This window comes from Arthrobacter sp. Soil736 (genome assembly GCF_001428005.1).
Taxonomy (GTDB): Bacteria; Actinomycetota; Actinomycetes; order Actinomycetales; family Micrococcaceae; genus Arthrobacter.
In genome coordinates this window covers 153,068-169,642 of sequence record NZ_LMSB01000034.1, presented here as the reverse complement: position 1 = coordinate 169,642, position 16,575 = coordinate 153,068, and the positions used below count along the sequence as shown (strand labels likewise).

The following is a 16,575-nucleotide window of genomic DNA, read 5'->3' as shown; positions in this document are numbered from 1 at the left end:
AGCGGAGACTAGCGGCTGGACATTGTGGTGCGGCGTCTGAGCGCGCCGTAGCCGGCCAACAGCCGCGGGACAACGACGTAGACGGCCAGCGGCACGACCACGAGCGTGAGGACCAGCGACCGGAGCACCGGATGCCAGCCCTCCGAAATCGGTGCTATTGCCGTCATGCCCAGTGCCACCAGCGGGAAGATGGCCAGCCAGGTCACCACCACGCGGACGTGAACCGAGGGCGGAGTCCCGAGCCGGCCGGCCGGAGCCCCTGGGGAGTCTGCTTCCCGTTCCGCAGCGGGAACGGACGTCTTGAGCGCACCGGTGTTCATGGGGATTCTCCAACTGTTTGGTTGCTTTTGCTGGTTCGAAAGTATCCTGCATTACGCCCAAAAAGCAACTATCTGGTTGGAAACGGTAGGATGCGACCATGGCCTGGGATATCGAACGCACCAAGAACCTCCTCCTTGCTGCTGCCACGCGTGAGTTCAGCGACAAGGGCTTTTCCGGTGCTCGCGTGGACAGGATCGCCGCCGCAGCCGGGGTGAACAAGGAACGCATCTATCAGTACTTCGGCAAGAAGGACGGCCTCTTCGACGCGGTGCTGGCGGTCGAGTTGAGACGCGTGATCGTGGACGTCCCCATCGAGGGCGAAGGACCGGTCGCCATGGGCGACTACGCGGGCCGGCTTTTTGACCATCACCGGAAGGACCCCGTCCTGGCCCGGCTGCTCTTTTGGGAGGGTTTGGAACGTGGCGATCAGATGGTGGACAGGGAGGCCCGTTCCAGGCACTGCGCGGTCAAGGTGGAGCAGGTGATGGAAGTCCTCCCGGGCATCGACCGCACCGACGCCGCTGACCTGCTGCTCACGGCCGTAACCCTGTGCGACGGCTGGACGGTCCTGGCCCAACTGGACGCCCTGCTGGCCGGCGCCTCACCGGACCGTGCAGGCCGGCGTCGCGCGTTTATCGTCCGGACGGTGACCATGCTGGCGGAGGACCTGCAGGCGCAGGCATAAGCCGGGCGGCGCCCAGCGCAGAGTGCCGCAGGCGTTTGCCCGCCACCGCCAGACGCGAGTTGCCCCAAGGCGAGGCCTACCGCGCCCCGCCCTGCCACAGCGCATCGAACGGAGCGCCTGACGCCACGCGGTTGCTGATGCCGGCGGTGACAAACGACTTAGCCGTCCGGGCCGCCTCCAGGGGAGTGGCGCCCTTGGCGAGCTCTGCCGTCACTGCGGCGGCCAGCGAACAGCCGGCGCCTGAGACGGCCACCTCGCCCACCTTCGGCGCAGAGAGGACTTCGAGGGTCTTGCCGTCGTAAAAGACGTCGACGGCGTCGGGGCCGGTCAGCCGCACGCCGCCCTTGGCCAGCACGGCGGCGCCGCTGAGTTCATGGATGCGCACGGCCGCGGCCTTGAGCGATTCGACATCCGTGATCTCCAGCCCGGACAGGGACTCGGCTTCGAAGTGGTTCGGCGTGACAAACGTGGCCAGCGGCAGGATCTGCGCCTTTAGGGCCTGATCGGTGTCCAAGGCGTGCCCCGGCTCCTGGCCCTTGCAGATCAGCACCGGATCCAGCACTACGTTGGTGAACCCGCCGCCAGCCAGCGCCGAGGCGACGGTTTCGATCGTGGCAGGACTGCCCAGCATGCCGATCTTCACGGTGTCCAGCACGGAAGGTGCGCCCGAAGCGGCACCGTAGGCCGCCGTCGTCGCCTCCAACTGATGCGCGATGACCTCCTGGTCCACCGGCACGAAGCGGTGGTTCCAGCTGTCCGAGGGATCGAACGACACGATGCAGGTCAGGTTGGCGATGCCGAAGACGCCCAGCTCCTGGAACGTCTTGAGGTCCGCCTGCGCGCCGGCGCCGCCGGTCGCCTCGGAGCCGGCAATCGTCAGGACGACGGCGGGAGTGGTCCGGTCAGGGGTCGCAGTAGCTTCAGCAGTGGTCATGGACCCATCCTGCCACCGGGCGCGAAGGTCCTGCATTGTGCTCATGAACAGTATGACCAAAAAGCGCGTGGTCCCGATCACGGGCACTAGGGTGGCGGACGGCGTTGCTTGCTTGCGGCGCTGAATCCAGGAAGGTTCACTGATGAGCACTCAACTGTCCGAAGCAGCCCAGACCCGGCGAGCGGTGAGCAACATTCTCAAAGGCTCCGCCGGTAACCTCGTGGAGTGGTACGACCTCTACGTCTACACAGTCTTCGCGGCCTATTTCCAGTCGCACTTCTTCAATTCCAAGGACGAGCTGCAGGCCGGACTCGAGGCGATGGCCGTCTTCTCGACGTCGTTCCTGATGCGCCCGATCGGCGCCTGGTTCTTCGGCCGCTATGCCGACCGCAAGGGACGGAAGGCTGCGCTGACGCTGAGCGTGACGCTCATGTCCGCCGGATCCTTCGCCATCGCCATCCTGCCGACCACCCAGCAGATCGGCGTCTGGGCGCTGCTCCTGCTCATCCTCGTGCGCCTGATCCAGGGCTTCTCGGTCGGCGGCGAATACGGCACCAGCGCCACGTACATGTCCGAGGCCGCCACCTCCAAGCGCCGCGGGTTCTTCTCCAGCTTCCAGTACGTCACACTGATTGGCGGCCAGATGCTGGCCCTGCTTGTCCTCGTGGTACTGCAGAACGCCATGCCCAAGGGTGATCTGACCGAGTGGGGCTGGCGCATTCCATTCGCGATCGGCGGTGTGGCAGCACTCGTGGTCCTGTGGCTCAGGCGCTCGATGGAAGAAACCGTGTCTGCGGAGCAGGTCGAGGCCGCCAAGGCCCCTGCCGCGGCCGGCGAGGCGCAGCCGGGCACCATGAAGCTCCTGTTCACCCAGTACTGGAAGCCGCTGCTGATCTGCATCGGCGTCACCCTCGGCGGCACCGTGGCGTTCTACACGTACACCAACTTCATCCTGAAGTTCATGAACGATACGTCAGGGATCGCCAAGACCGACACGTCGGTGATCAACTTCTGGGCCCTCTTCATCTTCATGCTGCTCCAGCCGGTCTACGGGATCATCTCCGACAAGGTGGGCCGCAAGCCGCTCCTCCTGTGGTTCGGCATCACCGGTGTGCTCTTCACCTGGCCGCTGCTGTCCGCACTCGCCGGGACCAAAGATCCGCTCACCGCGTTCCTGCTCATGATGGGCGGCCTGCTGATCGTGGGCGGCTACACCTCCATCAACGCCCTGGTGAAGGCCGAGCTGTTCCCGGCCTCCATCCGCGCGCTCGGCGTCGGACTCGGCTATGCCGTCGCCAACTCCCTTTTCGGCGGCACGGTCCCGCTGCTGGGTGCCGCGTTCCAGAAGGCCGAGCGCGTGGACCTGTTCTTCACCTACGTCACCGTGGCCATCGCGATCTCCCTGTTGGTCTACGTCTTCGCGCTGAAGAACAAGAAGGCCACGCACCTGGACCGCGAGCAGGGCGACGCCTGGTCGCCCGCTGCTGCTGCGGCGGACGGCGGCGCCGACGCTGGCCGCACCGACGCTGGCCGAAGCGACGCTGGCCGCACCGACGCTGGCCGCAGGGACGACGACGAGGACCTCATCGACGCCTCGCGCCGCTAGGTCAGGGCGCCGTTTCGACGGTTCCGTGCCCACACGACGCCACGTAGCGTCGAGTGTGCACGGAACCATCGAATTGGGCGGGTACGACGGCGGGCGGCCGGCTATGGCGTCGCGGGTGAGAGAATGGAGGGCGGTTCCGGCGGCCTGTCGGCAGCGGACCGTCCAGTGCTAATACAGCCGGCTGACCGCGCGTTCTTCTTGACGGACCCGGGCAATCGAGCGAACCACTACGAATGGAACAGCCATGACTTCCGCCAAGACTTTCCCTGCCGCAGCTCCGCCCAGGTTTGCCTCGATCGGCTCGCCGTATTTCGGCATCGTGCTCGCCGTCATGGCCGTGGTGCTGATCCTCTCCAACATCGGCGCCTCCAAGGGCGTGGCGCTGGGCCCGATCGTCACCGACGGCGGCTTCTTCCTGTTCCCGCTGGCCTACATCCTGGGTGACGTCATCAGCGAGGTGTACGGCTTCAAAGTGGCGCGCAAGGCCATCATCAGCACGTTCGCGCTCTCGGTGTTGTCCTCCGTCTGCTACTGGATCATCATCGCGCTGCCGGGGTTCGACGATGAGTTCGGTGCGTCCAAGCAGGCAGCCCTGGAGGGTGCGCTCGGCCCGGTGCCGCAGATCGTGCTTGCCTCCCTGCTGGCGTTCCTTGCCGGCCAGACCATCAATTCCTGGATCCTGGTCAGGATGAAGGCGCGTACCGGCGAGAAGTCCCTCTGGGCTCGCATCATGAGTTCCTCGGTGGCCGGAGAGTTCGTGGACACGCTGATCTTCTGCAGCATTGCCGCGTCCGTCATCGGCATCGCTGACTTCGGCATGTTCGTGAACTACGTCGTAGCGGGCTTCCTTTACAAAACCCTCGTGGAGTTCCTCTTCGTGCCCGTGACGGCGCTGGTGATCGGCTGGGTCAAGAGGCGCGAGCCGAGCTACGGGGCAGTGACCCAGGCAGCGTAGCCGGCCACGCGGCGTCGTACGTTCACGGCGCCCGCCGGCGGCGCACCATCCGCCACTTCGATGGTTCCATGGCCACTCGACGCTGCGTGACGTCGAGCTGGCAGGGAACCGTCGAAACGGCGGTGGGAGTCAGCTGCCCGGACCCCGGCCGAGCGCCCGCAGCACCCGGTACTTGAATTCCGCCTCGTTGAACAGGTCCTTCCACTCGATCCGCACGAAGACCCAGCCTTGTTCCATGAGTGCCTTTTCGCGCCGGCGTTCGGCAAACAGAACTTCGCCGGCGGGCTGATAGTCGAAATACTTGGCCCTTCCGTCGAATTCGAGTGCCACCTTCTTCTTGGGCCAGGCGAAGTCCAGGCGGTGCTCGCCGAGAGGAGTGTGCACCACGTACTGGGGCTCGGGCGGCTCGATTTTGAGCCTGTGCAGCAGTTCCCTGGTCAGGGATTCCCCGGGCGACTCGGAGCGCGGATCCGCCAGTTCGACGGCTCTGCGCAGCGCCACGACTCCGTTGCGCCCGGCCAGTTCGGCGCAGCAGGCCCGCAGAACCTCCAGGTCCGCGCCAAGGCGGCAGGCATGATCGACCAGGATCAGGGACTGCCGCACGTTGAACATCAGGCAGCAGTCCACCACCGTCCGCTCGAGGGACGTGCAGGGGAGACCATCCACGAAGCTGACCTCGCCTCGCCCCAGCGCACGGGTATGGGCAGCGACGCCGGTGCCATGGGAAATTCCGGACGGGCAAGTCGCCTGGGTCAGGTGGATCCGGCCATCAACGTTCCACAGGCGAAGCCGGCGCAAGCGGGCACTCGAGGTGTGACTGTAGACAAAGCTGCCGGCCGACGTCGTAAGCGTGCCGTGTGCGTGGGCGTGGATCAGGTAGCGGCTGCGCGTGCCCGCCTTGAGTCCGTTCCACCAGCTGCCGCGGACGTAGCAGCCGCGCCGGGGACGCACCAGGTCACCGCTCTGCACCAAACGGGTGATGGCACGGGCCTGAACACCCGCGCTGAGCAGTTCCTGCGTGCGCCACATCGTGCCGGCGGGAAGCTGAGGTTTCGGCTGAGTCATGGTTCCAGCGTCGGCTTCGCAACGCAGGGGTTCCAGACCCCAGATTGGCTATGTGGAAACCCGGTTCGACGGTTCCCTGCCGGCTCGGCGCGGCCATACGTCTAGTGCGCAGGGAACCGTCGAAATGGCGCCGGCCGACGGCGGGGCGGGCCTACCCGTAGTACCGGGCCAGGGTATCCGCCTTGAACTCAAAGAAGTCCCCGGATTCGATGGCCAGCCGGGCGTCGTCCACCATCTTGACCACGAACCGCTCGTTGTGGATGGAGATCAGCGTGGCGGAGAGCATCTCCTTGGCCTTGAACAGGTGGTGGATGTAGGCGCGGGAGTAGTTCAGGCAGGCGTAGCAGTCACAGCCTTCCTGCAGCGGGCCGAAGTCGCGCTTGTACTTCGCGCCGGACAGGTTGTACCGGCCGGTGGGCGTGTAGAACGCCGAATTCCGGGCCACCCGGGTGGGCGAAACGCAGTCGAAGGTGTCCGCGCCGTTTTCGACCGCGGTGAAGATGTCGTCCGGTTCGGAAATGCCCAGCAGATGCCGGGGCTTGTTCTCCGGCAGTTCCTCGTTGCACCAGCGCACGATCGTGCCGAGGTTTTCCTTCTCCAGGGCCCCGCCGATCCCGTACCCGTCAAAGGCCATGGCGCCGAGGTCCCGGCAGGCCTTCCGCCGCAGGTCCTCGTACTGCGCACCCTGGATCACGCCGAACAGGGCCTGGTACGGCTTGCCCACGCGCTCCGAGGTGAGCCGGAAGTGCTCGTCGAGGCAGCGGAGGGCCCACAGCCGGGTGCGCTCCAGCGACTCCTCCTGGTAGCCGCGCGAGTTCTGCAGCGTGGTGAGCTCGTCGAAGGCGAACATGATGTCCGCGCCGATCTGGTGCTGGACCTGCATGGAGATCTCGGGGGAGAAGCGGTGCCGGTCCCCGTTGAGGTGGCTCTTGAACCACACGCCGTCATTGTCCACGTGGGCCAGGCGCTCCTTGCCCGCGGCCACGGCATCATCCGGCCCGGACTGGTCCACGGACTTCATGTCGATGACCTTCTTGAAGCCCGAGCCCAGGCTCATCACCTGGAATCCGCCGGAATCGGTGAACGTGGGGCCCGGCCAGTTCATGAAGGCGCCCAGCCCGCCGGCCTCGTCCAGAACCTCCGGACCCGGCTGGAGGTACAGATGGTAGGCGTTGGCCAGCAGCGCCTGCGCCCCGAGCTCCGCCATGGATTCGGGAAGCACGGACTTCACGGTCGCCTTGGTTCCGACGGCGATGAAGGCCGGCGTCTGGATCTCGCCGTGGGGCGTGGTGATGGTGCCGGTCCTGCCGCGGAACTCGCCACCGTTGGCGGACACCTGTTCGGCGGACGGGCGGCAGGATTCGGTGAGCCGCTTGCCCACGCGGAAAGAGTATTCCGACTGGCGGCCTGGCGGCTCTGGTTCAGGATTGGCTGGCACGGTTCAAGTGTGCCAGCTTACCCGCGCGAATCCTCAGTGGATGGGTTCCGATGTGGGGTAGTTCTCAGAGCGCCAGTCGTCCCACAGCGTGCGGATGGTTTCCAGGCTGTGTGCCCCCAGATCGTAGGTCGACAGGATCACCATCGAACCGCCGTCGGGCCTGACATCCGGGATGACAGGCTGGTCCGCCACGATCAGCAGGCCCTCGCCGTGTTCAGCGTAGCTGTGCACCGTGAGCCCCACCTGGTGGTTCGATCTGTACCAGACCTTGCCGGAGATTTCCTCGCCGGTGCCCAGAGTGAGCGAATAGTCCTCGCCCGGGGCGGGGACGTCTTTCAGGCCCAGTTTCTCGATCGCCGAGCCTCCGGTTCCGGGCACCGAAAAGAAGCAGGTCCGGCGCTTGCCGTGCGGGTGCCGCTCCAGCGCGAACCGCAATTGGTGGAGGAACGTGAGCCAGCCCTGGGTGATGTCCTCGTCCCAGGCGGCCCATTCGGAGTTGTGGTCCATCGCGGCGCGGGTGACGCTGACCTCCGTGCCGGTGGGCACCGGTTTCAGCGTGAAGATGTCACCGCCGTCGACGGTCAGCGTGGTGTGGTCGGCGCCCTCGATCACGGTGCTGTTGAAGTAGATCTCGTTGATTTCCGCCGTGAGGTCATCTGCCTCCCAGCCATGCCACTGGGCGACCTTGGAAGGTTCACGCAGCATTGTCCAAACCTGCGGCGCGTCAGAGTTGATCACAACGCTCAGATTGTTCGTCATGGCCTGAATCTACAACTTCGGCACAGCCCGGGCTAGAGGAAAAACGGAATCATCAGGAGCCCGCGCCGGACAGGCACGGGCCTATCCCCGGACGGATTCCAGTTCATTGGCGATCCGCCGTTCCAGCTCCCCGTCACTGATGGTCTGCGACCCGCCGTGGGCCCGCAGGAACAGCAGCGACTCGAGGCGCAGCTGACGCCATTCGCGCTCGGCCTCATGGTTTCCATTGTCCATGGACCGGAAAATTTCCTTGTCGTACAGGTTGGGCTCATTCAGTGACCGCTGGCGCACCCTGGCCTGCATCCGGGCCTTGAAGGGATCCGTTTCCTGGTTTTCCGGGGCCCGGAGCAGCTTCTCGTAGACGGCCGCCCGGTCCTTCTTCCCCGTCTGGCGGCAGATGTAGGTGGACAGCGCGAGCGACGCCTCCACCGATGCCCAGCGGCCGGGGTTGCCATCGAAAGGCAGCACGTTGAGGAGGTCGGCCACGGACAGCGCGGCATCGGGATCCTTGAGCATGATGAACAGTTCGTGCGCCAGGTCGCTGAGATCCTTGAGGCAGCTGCCGGACTTCGTGTTGATGCCCTTCACCAGCTTGTCGGCCAGAAGCAGCACGCCCACGGAATCCGGATGCGCTTCGGCGACGGCCTCCACCACGGACTCGGGGGTCCCGGCGGGCTCCGGGATCAGGGCCAGGTCTTCGGCGCTGGGCCCGATCACCGCGGGCGTTGTGGCAGGCAGGGGAGGTACGATGACGGCGGCAGGCGCCGCGGGCACAGCCGCCCCGCCGCCGGGCTTCTCAACCACCTGAAGCGGAGTGCCGGCGTCGGACTCGTTGGGGGAGCTGTTCTCCCCGGCAACGTTCCCCGGGGCACCCTTCTCACCGGCGACGGCGGGCGCGGAGCCGCCCGGGCCGGGCTGATCAAAGGCAGGCTGCCGCCCGGCGATCCGGACCGAGGACCCGGCCGCGATGCGCAGCATGCCGCCTCCGGTGAGGGTTGCAAGGACGATCGCGGGAGTGCCGAAGTCGTCATTTTCGACTTCCACGGAGTGAATTTCCGCCGACCGCTCGCCGTCCGGCAGGAGAAGGTGGTCGCCCGTCTGCAGAGATCCAGCCTGCTGTTCGCGGAAGTTCTGGGCAGCTGGTGGGTGGGTCATGGGAGTCCTTAAGTTCTCTTGCGGTCCGCCCAACAGTCTACAAAGGAGCGAGTGCGAAGTCGGGGAGGCGCGGACGCCCGGGCGTCAGCTGCCGACGCCGGCGTAGGCCAGGGCCTGCCGAACCAGGGCCCCGCGGCCGCCGCTGAATTCCATCTGGACACCTTCGCTGAGCACTTCCTGCGGGGTCATCCACGTCAGTTCCAGGGCGTCCTGGCGCGGCTCGCATTCGCCGGTCACGGGGATGATGTAGGCCAGCGAAACGGCGTGCTGGCGGTCGTCGGTGAAGCCGGTGTGCGACGGCGCCGGAAAGTATTCGGCCACGGTGAACGGCACGGGGCTGACGGGCAGCTGCGGGAAGGCCAGCGGGCCGAGGTCTTTCTCCATGTGGCGCAGCAGGGCGGCGCGGATGGTTTCGCGGTAGAGCACGCGCCCGGAGACCAGGGACCGGACCATGGTGCCGTCCTCGTCCGCCTGGAGGAGGGTGCCCACCTCATTCACAAACCCGAGGGGATCGAGCCGGACCGGCACGGCCTCCACATAGACCATGGGAAGCCTTCCGCGGGCCTCGAACAGGTCTTCGTCGGACAGCCAGCCGGGATTGGGGTCGGGGGTGCGCACGTTCATGGTTAAGTTCTACCCCATCCGCACCCGTCCGGCCGCCGATGCGTGAGATCTCAGCTCATAGCGGATCGCATAGTGCCGGGATCCCACGCATCGAACAGGGGCCGGCCGGGGCCGGCCGGGGCGCGGCTAGAGGGCCAGCACCGACTCCAGCGGCTCGCCGGACACTATCCGCGCCAGCAGGGCGGGCTCAGCGGCATCGGACGCGAGCGCCTTCTCCAGCACCTCCGCCGCTGCTTCGGGGGACAGGACGACCACTCCGTTTGCGTCGCCGAGCACCCAGTCGCCCGGGCTGACGCGGACTCCTCCGCAGGTCACCGGGACGTTGACGGCCGACCCGTCGCCGAACACGCGCTTGGTGGTCAGGCAGGTGGTGCCCCGGGCGAAGACAGGCAATCCGGTCTCCCGGAGCTCCTGCACGTCGGTTGCCATGCCGTCCACGACGACGCCCGCGGCGCCCTGCGCTTGGGCCGCCGCGGCCGTGACGGCGCCGACCGGGGCATGCCGGTGGTCGCCGGACATGTCCACCACCAGCACGGCACCGGGATACAAGGCCAGGAGTGCATGGTTCATGGCGATGGCGTCATTGTCCGCGATCCGCACCGTGACGGCAGGGCCGGCGATCCTGACGCCCTCAAGCACTGACTGGATTCGGGGATCGAGGAAGCCCTCATCCAGGAAATGCCCGAGGGTGGGGTAGCTGACTGCGCGCAGGCCGTCCAGTAGTTCCAGGCCGGCTGTCCTGCTCATGGCTGCGGTCCCGGTCATTCAGGAGCCCCGGTGCCGGTTCCGGGAAGGACGGCAACCGGGCCCGCGGCCACGGCGACGCACTCGATCTCCAGCGAAACTCCCCAGAGGCTGACGCACACCGAAGTCCGCGCGGGTTTTGCCGTGCCGAAATATTCGGAATAGACGCGGTTGTATTCCTCCAGGTGGTCTGGGTGCGTGAGGTACGTGTTGACCTTGACGACATGCTCCAGCCCCGAGCCTGCGGCCTCCAGGACCGCCTTGAGGTTCAGGATCGTCTGGCGGACCTGGCCCTCGAAGGTCCCGGGCTGGTGGTCCAGCCCGGTAATCGCCGGGATCTGACCCGAGGTGAAGACGAATCCGTTGGCCACCACCGCGGGGGAGAACGGCCCGACGGCGGCTGCCTGTCCGGCTACCTCGGCTATCCGTACGATTCCGGCTGCTTCAGCTGTTGCCGTCATTTGGCGGCCACGGCCTCTGCAGGCGCCTCGTCAACGGCGTCGATGTTGCCGTGCCTGGTTTCCGTCAGGACAAACAATGCCCCCAGCGAGACCAGGGCGGCGGCCATGATGTACCAGGCGATCGAGGAGCTCTGGTGCGTCACGCCGAGCAGCCAGGTGGTGATGAAGGGGGTCGCGGCGCTGCCGAGAAGGCCCGAAAGCATGTAGGCGACCGACAGCCCCGAGTAGCGGACCTTGGAGCCGAACAGCTCGGCAAGGAACGTGGCGATGGGCCCGTAGTTGGCTGCAAAAGCGGTCATCATGGCCAGGTAGGCCACGAACAGCAGGGGCACCGATTTGGTGTCCATCAGCCAGAACACGGGGAACGCCAGGGCTGCCTCGGCGGCCACGCCGGCGTAGATGATCGGCTTGCGGCCGTACTTGTCGGAGAGCCTGCCGAAGAAGGGGATCAGGACGAAGCACAGGGCGCAGGCGGCCAGCACCACCCACAGCATGAGGGCCTCCGAGTGGCCCAATTCCTTCTTGCCGTAGGAGACGCCGGAAGCAACGAGCAGGGTGAACGTGCTGCCGGTGGAGAGCGTGGCAACGCCGCCCAGGATGACCTGCTTCCAGTACTTGGCCATCAGGGCCGCGAAGGGCAGCTTGGCCTTGGCGCCGGCGTCCTTCACAGCCTGGAAGGACGGGGTCTCCTCGATGTGGAGCCGGATGTAGATGCCCACCGCCACAAGCAGCGCGGAGGCCATGAACGGGATACGCCAGCCCCAAGAGAGGAGGGCTTCGGTGCTGACGCTCGAGGCGACGATCAGGAAGGCCACGTTGGCGATGAGGGTTCCGGCGGGTACGCCCACCTGGACCAGCGAACCGTAGAAGCCGCGCTGGGTAGAGGGCGCGTGTTCCACCGTCATCAGCACGGCCCCGCCCCATTCGCCGCCGAGGGCCAGGCCCTGGATGACGCGGAGGAAGAGCAGCAGCAGGGGTGCCATGATGCCGATGCTGTTGTAGTCCGGCAGCAGGCCGATGGCGAACGTGGCGGCGCCCATGGTCAGCAGGGAGATCAGCAGCATGGACTTGCGTCCCAGCCTGTCCCCGAAGTGGCCAAAGATGATGGCCCCCACCATGCGGGCGATATAGGCCGAAGCGAAGGTGCCAAAGGCAAGCATGGTGCCCACGATGGGGTCGAAACTGGGGAAGAAGATCTTGTTGAAAACGAGCGCGGAAGCTGTTCCGAAAACGAAGAGGTCGTACCACTCGACGGTGGTTCCGATCACGCTGGCGAGAGCGATTTTGCGCATTTTTGCGAGGTCCAGCCGTGCCGTAGCAGCGGCGGCGGTGGTATCTACCATGTTGGCCATCAGTTCTCCAGATGGGGTGCGGGGACGATTGTCCGGTGCAGGTAGTTACCAACTATCCTGTGTCAGCCATCACAGTTCAATGGCAAAAAATCCACCAAAAATCCGCCAAAATTGTGTGTTCACACAACGCTGAGGCAAGCTCGGGCAGCCCGCACTCGGACCCCGCTCAGGCCCACGCCACCACCAGCCTGGCCGCTTGGGAAGGAACAGCGAGGTCGATCCCGGTCAGGTCCTGGAAACGGTGAAGCCGGTTGAGGATGGTGTTCCGGTGGCAGAAAAGGGCCTGCGCCGTGGTGGTGATATTCCCTGTGGACAGGAAATGGCGCACCGTTTCCTCCAGGCGTTCGCGTTCCCCGCCGCGGCATGGCGAGAGTGCCGAGTCCAGGTCCGCCCACAGATCGAGTCCGGCGTCCTGGAGCTGCTGCTTCGCGAGCCTGGCCCAGGCGCCGGCGGCAGTCAGGGGGCCCTTGTCTGAGGGGTGGAGGAGCAGGGCCAGCCGCTCGGCGGTCCGCGCCGCCGACGGGAGGGCGCGCAGGCCGGCAAAACCTTCCACGTAGCCGCAGGGGATCCCGGCGATGCCGGCCGGGAGATAGGCGGATCCCTCCGGATCGGCCCCTCCGCGGGCAGCACGGCCGAGTGCCCAGAAAACATAGGCACTGCCGCCGAATTCGTGCACAAAGAGCCTCTGCGAGGACTGTGGGCCCTGAGCTGCAATGGCGCGAAGTTTCGACGCCGCTTCCCCGCTGGCCGCAACTATGGAGAACCGTGCGTCAGGATCGGTAACGAGGGCCGCGGCCGCCTGGCTGATGGTGTCTGCGGAGAGTTCGGACTTGCTGAAAAGCCGGGCAATGAACTCACGGCGGATATTTGATTCCTCCTGTGCCATGCGCACCCGTTCCGCGGAGTAGCTCGAATGCGTATGGGTGGCGAATTCATCCACAACGCGCCATACCCTGTCCACCCTGGATGTAAGCAGCATGGCGTCTTCGGGATCGGAGATCTGCAGCAGGTCATCCCATAGGATGCTGAAATCCAGCCGGACGGCTGAGATCAGGGCCTCGGGGGAGATCCCGGCCCGCGCCCTCTTGGTGCCAAGTTCCGAAGAGAACCGCATCAGCGAATCGCGGTCTCCGTTGCGGCCCGACTGCTGCAGCTCCTTGTCACGCAGCCCGTCCACGAGGCGGCGGAACGTCTCGCGGGCAGTATCCCGGAGCTCCGGGAGGCCAACCCTGTTGCTGGCATACTCCGGGATCTCCTGAACCCGGGCCATGAAGAGGTCCACGAGTTCGTCGAGGCGCCCGTGCAGCCGCTCCACCAGCTCTCCCCAGCGGGAGGCGTTGTCCTGAATGTTGTGCATTTTCACATTCTAGGACCAAAATCCCGTGGTGTATTGCTAGTTATTTTGGGTGAACCTACTGGAAGAATGGAGTGAGGCCCACGGGTGAGCCACATCACGCGGCAAGCGGCGAGAAGCGCCGCGTGTTCGCAGCACCCGGTCCGAATCTATTTGGAGTGATCATGGCAAGCAACGACAGCACGGCGGTCACGGGGGCGGACCGTCCGGCCCTAAGGATCGTGGATGAGAGTGTCACCCGTAAGGTGGCCCTGGCAGCCCTCGTTGGCACAGCCCTGGAGTGGTACGACTTCTTCCTGTTCACCACTGCCGCGGCGCTGGTGTTCAATGCCCAGTATTTCGTTTCCGAGGACCCCTTTGTGGCCGCCATGAGCTCTTTCGCCACCCTGGCTGTCGGCTTCGTGGCGCGCCCCATCGGCGGCTTCATCTTCGGCTCCCTGGGCGACAAGATAGGCCGGAAGAAGATCCTGATGGTCACCATCGTGGGCATCGGCGTCGTGACCGGCCTGATCGGCCTCCTGCCGAACTACATGACCATCGGCGTCGCGGCCCCCGTCATCCTGGTGGCACTGCGAATCCTGCAGGGCCTGGCAGTGGGCGGCGAGTGGAGCGGCGCGGTGATTATCGCCGTCGAAAACGCCCCCGTTGCCAAGCGTGCACGCTACGCGGCGCTGCCGCAGATCGGTTCGCCGATCGGCACCATCCTGTCCTCCGGCGGTTTCTTCGGAATGCTCTACCTGGTGGGCCAGACCAACTTCGACGCCTGGGGCTGGCGCATCCCGTTCGTGGCGGCCATCCCGCTGCTGGCCATCTCCATGTGGATCCGCAGCAAGCTCAGTGAATCGCCTGAGTTCGAGGCCCTGATGGAGTCAGGCGAGACCGAGCACGCCCCCATCCGCGGCGTCCTGACCAAGAGCTGGCGCCAGATCCTGGTGGGCATGTGCTCGGCGCTGCTGGGCATCGGCGGCTTCTACCTCATCACCAGTTTTGTGGTCTTCTACGGCACCAAGGTCCTGAAGATGCCGTACGAAACCCTCCTGCTGGGCTCGCTCCTCGCCGCGGTCTTCGAGATCTTCGTCCTCATCTGGGCCGGACGCATGGGCGAGAAGTACGGCGCCAGCAAGGTGATCCTCTGGGGCGGCGTGGCTTCCGCGCTTGTGGCCGTCCCGGTCTTCCTGGCCATCGACACCGCGAACCCGGTGCTGGTCATCGGCGCCATGGTCATCGGCGTGGCCACCCTGTCCATTCCCTACGCTGTCTCGGGTACGGCCCTCACAGCACTGTTCGCCACCCGTGTCCGCTACACCGGCGTAGCCATCACCTCCAATAGCGCCGGCGTCATTTCCGGCTTTATCCCACTTATCGCCACAGCCCTCGTGGCTGCCAGTGGCAATTCATTCTGGCCCGGGGCCATCATCCTGCTGGTCGTGTCCGTTCTGACCGCACTCTCAGGGATTGTCCTGCCCGCCCTCAGTATCGAAGAAGAAGGTATGAAGCATTGAGTACAACAACCACCGCCGGGCACCTGATCGTCGCCCAGCTCGAACGTGCCGGAATCAAGCGCGTCTACGGCGTCCCCGGCGAAAGCTTCCTGGACGTTCTGGATGGCCTGCACGGTTCCGCCATAGAAACCGTGGTGACCCGGCACGAAGGCGGCGCCGGATTCATGGCACTCGCCGAAGGCCGCCTCACCGAACTGCCCGGTGTGGCCATGGTGACCCGGGGCCCCGGTGCGGCCAACGCCTTCATCGCCATCCACACCGCCCACCAGGACGCCACCCCCATGATCCTTTTCGTGGGCCTCATCCCCGTGGCGGACCGCGGCCGCGAATCCTTCCAGGAATTCGACATCAACGCCTGGTTCGGCAGCACTGCCAAGAAAGTGGTGACGCTCGACGACGCCGCTTCCGCCGCCCGCGTGGTGGACGACGCCATCTTCACCGCAATGAGCGGCCGGCCCGGACCCGTGGTGATCGGCCTGCCGGAAGACGTGCTGGTCCACGCGATCGAGGCCGGCACCGTGGAACCGCGCAAGGTCTCCCGCCCGGCACCTTCCGCCCCGGACCTGGCCGAGCTTGAAGCCCGGCTTGCCGCCGCCAACAAACCGCTCATCGTGGTGGGCGGCGAGGGCTGGACGCAGGAATCCGGCGAGGCCCTGGCCGGCTGGGCCAGCCGCCACGGCGTCCCCGTCGTTGCGGATTTCCGTGCCTACGACGCCGTCCCGCACCGCTCCGACGCCTACGCCGGCTTCCTCGGCTACGGCCGCAGCGACGCCAATGCCGAACGGCTGGACGCGGCGGACCTGATCGTTTTCCTCGGCTGCGTCCGCGGCGACGTCCTCTCCGACGGATACACCCGCGGCCTCGGCGCCGACACCGTGGTGGTCAACGCCGACGCCGACCTGCTGGGCCACTTCGGGCGGATGGACCAGCACATCACCGCCGACGTCACCGCGTTCTCCATGGTCCTGGCCGGCACGGAATCCGCCGTGCGGCCAGCAGCCGGCTGGTTCGCCGACGCCCGTGCCGACTACCTCAAGTTCTCCTCCGCCCAGCCTGACGGGGGGACCGGCGTGGACCTCGGTGTCGTAATGGAAATCCTCAAGCAGGAAGTGGCCGACGACGCCGTGCTCACTTTCGGTGCAGGCAACCACGCCCTGTGGCCGGCCCGCTACCTGCAGCACAACAGCGCCAACTCCCTGGCCGCCCCGCGCAACGGCGCCATGGGCATGGGCATCCCCGCCGCCGTTGCCGCCTCCCTGGCCTACCCCGGGCGGCAGGTTATCTCGGTGGCCGGCGACGGCTGCTTCATGATGAACGGCCAGGAAATCGCCACCGCCATGGGACACGGGGCCCGGTTCATCGTGCTGGTGGTGGACAACGGCATCTTCGCCACCATCCGCGAACACCAGGAAGCCCACTACCCGGGCCGCCCCTCCGGCACGCACATGACCAACCCCGACTTCGCCGCCCTGGCCCGCTCCTACGGCGGCTACGGCGAGCGCATCGAGAAGGCCGAGGACTTCGCCGCCGCGTTTCGCCGCGCCGTCGAGTCAGGGTTGCCGGCCGTGCTGCACCTGCCGCAGGACCCCACCACCCGTTCCCCCAAGAGCAACTGACTGG

The 16,575-nt window shown here is 66.2% G+C and carries 16 protein-coding genes; 5 read left to right on the top strand and 11 right to left on the bottom strand.

Features of this window, described 5'->3' with window-relative positions:
- Positions 1-8: 8 nt before the first annotated feature.
- Positions 9-326, bottom strand: coding sequence for a hypothetical protein (locus ASG92_RS17740; RefSeq protein WP_157372271.1), 318 nt, complete (start codon positions 324-326; stop codon positions 9-11).
- A 92-nt stretch (positions 327-418) separates the two neighbouring features.
- Here ASG92_RS17740 and ASG92_RS17735 point away from each other — a divergent pair, with 92 nt between their 5' ends.
- Entirely contained in the window at positions 419-1,006 is a 588-nt protein-coding gene (locus ASG92_RS17735; protein ID WP_056631102.1) for a TetR family transcriptional regulator, read from the top strand.
- A gap of 76 nt (positions 1,007-1,082) precedes the next feature.
- On the opposite strand, the gene ASG92_RS17730 is transcribed toward ASG92_RS17735, so the two are convergent.
- A complete protein-coding gene (locus ASG92_RS17730; protein WP_056631099.1) occupies positions 1,083-1,940 on the bottom strand; it encodes a hydroxymethylpyrimidine/phosphomethylpyrimidine kinase in 858 nt (285 codons plus the stop codon).
- 142 nt (positions 1,941-2,082) lie between these two features.
- Here ASG92_RS17730 and ASG92_RS17725 point away from each other — a divergent pair, with 142 nt between their 5' ends.
- Together ASG92_RS17725 and ASG92_RS17720 are read left to right on the top strand one after the other, a co-directional pair.
- Positions 2,083-3,546, top strand: coding sequence for an MFS transporter (locus ASG92_RS17725; protein WP_056631096.1), 1,464 nt, complete (start codon positions 2,083-2,085; stop codon positions 3,544-3,546).
- A 244-nt stretch (positions 3,547-3,790) separates the two neighbouring features.
- Positions 3,791-4,501: a queuosine precursor transporter gene (locus ASG92_RS17720; RefSeq protein ID WP_056631093.1), complete on the top strand. Its 711-nt coding sequence runs from the start codon at positions 3,791-3,793 to the stop codon at positions 4,499-4,501.
- Positions 4,502-4,630: 129 nt separating this feature from the next.
- Here the strand turns inward: ASG92_RS17720 and ASG92_RS17715 are convergent, their stop codons facing one another.
- The 9 genes from ASG92_RS17715 to ASG92_RS17675 form a co-directional block, all read right to left on the bottom strand.
- The gene (locus tag ASG92_RS17715) at positions 4,631-5,566 is read right to left on the bottom strand and encodes a type IV toxin-antitoxin system AbiEi family antitoxin domain-containing protein (protein WP_056631089.1); all 936 of its coding nucleotides are present in this window, start codon (positions 5,564-5,566) and stop codon (positions 4,631-4,633) included.
- Positions 5,567-5,717: 151 nt separating this feature from the next.
- Positions 5,718-7,004, bottom strand: a complete 1,287-nt coding sequence (tgt, locus tag ASG92_RS17710; protein ID WP_056631086.1) for a tRNA guanosine(34) transglycosylase Tgt — start codon at positions 7,002-7,004, stop codon at positions 5,718-5,720.
- A 33-nt stretch (positions 7,005-7,037) separates the two neighbouring features.
- Positions 7,038-7,763 (bottom strand): hypothetical protein, encoded by a 726-nt coding sequence (locus ASG92_RS17705; RefSeq protein ID WP_056631085.1) that lies wholly within the window; start codon positions 7,761-7,763, stop codon positions 7,038-7,040.
- Between the two features lie 81 nt (positions 7,764-7,844).
- On the bottom strand, positions 7,845-8,918 hold the full coding sequence (locus ASG92_RS17700; RefSeq protein WP_056631082.1) for a DUF6707 family protein: 1,074 nt from the start codon (positions 8,916-8,918) through the stop codon (positions 7,845-7,847).
- Between the two features lie 84 nt (positions 8,919-9,002).
- Complete coding sequence (locus ASG92_RS17695; RefSeq protein WP_056631080.1) at positions 9,003-9,542, bottom strand: NUDIX hydrolase family protein; 540 nt, start codon at positions 9,540-9,542, stop codon at positions 9,003-9,005.
- Positions 9,543-9,668: 126 nt separating this feature from the next.
- Positions 9,669-10,289: a dimethylmenaquinone methyltransferase gene (locus tag ASG92_RS17690; RefSeq protein ID WP_056632154.1), complete on the bottom strand. Its 621-nt coding sequence runs from the start codon at positions 10,287-10,289 to the stop codon at positions 9,669-9,671.
- 14 nt (positions 10,290-10,303) lie between these two features.
- Positions 10,304-10,747: a RidA family protein gene (locus tag ASG92_RS17685; RefSeq protein ID WP_082579584.1), complete on the bottom strand. Its 444-nt coding sequence runs from the start codon at positions 10,745-10,747 to the stop codon at positions 10,304-10,306.
- Positions 10,744-12,099 carry an MFS transporter gene (locus tag ASG92_RS17680; protein ID WP_082579583.1) on the bottom strand — a complete coding sequence of 452 codons (1,356 nt, stop codon included), beginning with the start codon at positions 12,097-12,099 and terminating at the stop codon, positions 10,744-10,746. Before ASG92_RS17680 ends, ASG92_RS17685 begins: the two co-directional genes overlap by 4 nt.
- Before the next feature lie 166 nt (positions 12,100-12,265).
- Positions 12,266-13,456, bottom strand: a complete 1,191-nt coding sequence (locus ASG92_RS17675; protein WP_056631077.1) for a helix-turn-helix domain-containing protein — start codon at positions 13,454-13,456, stop codon at positions 12,266-12,268.
- A gap of 161 nt (positions 13,457-13,617) precedes the next feature.
- Here ASG92_RS17675 and ASG92_RS17670 point away from each other — a divergent pair, with 161 nt between their 5' ends.
- Together ASG92_RS17670 and ASG92_RS17665 are read left to right on the top strand one after the other, a co-directional pair.
- Entirely contained in the window at positions 13,618-14,955 is a 1,338-nt protein-coding gene (locus tag ASG92_RS17670; RefSeq protein ID WP_056631074.1) for an MFS transporter, read from the top strand.
- Positions 14,952-16,571 carry a thiamine pyrophosphate-dependent enzyme gene (locus ASG92_RS17665; RefSeq protein WP_056631071.1) on the top strand — a complete coding sequence of 540 codons (1,620 nt, stop codon included), beginning with the start codon at positions 14,952-14,954 and terminating at the stop codon, positions 16,569-16,571. Before ASG92_RS17670 ends, ASG92_RS17665 begins: the two co-directional genes overlap by 4 nt.
- The last annotated feature ends 4 nt before the right edge of the window (positions 16,572-16,575 follow it).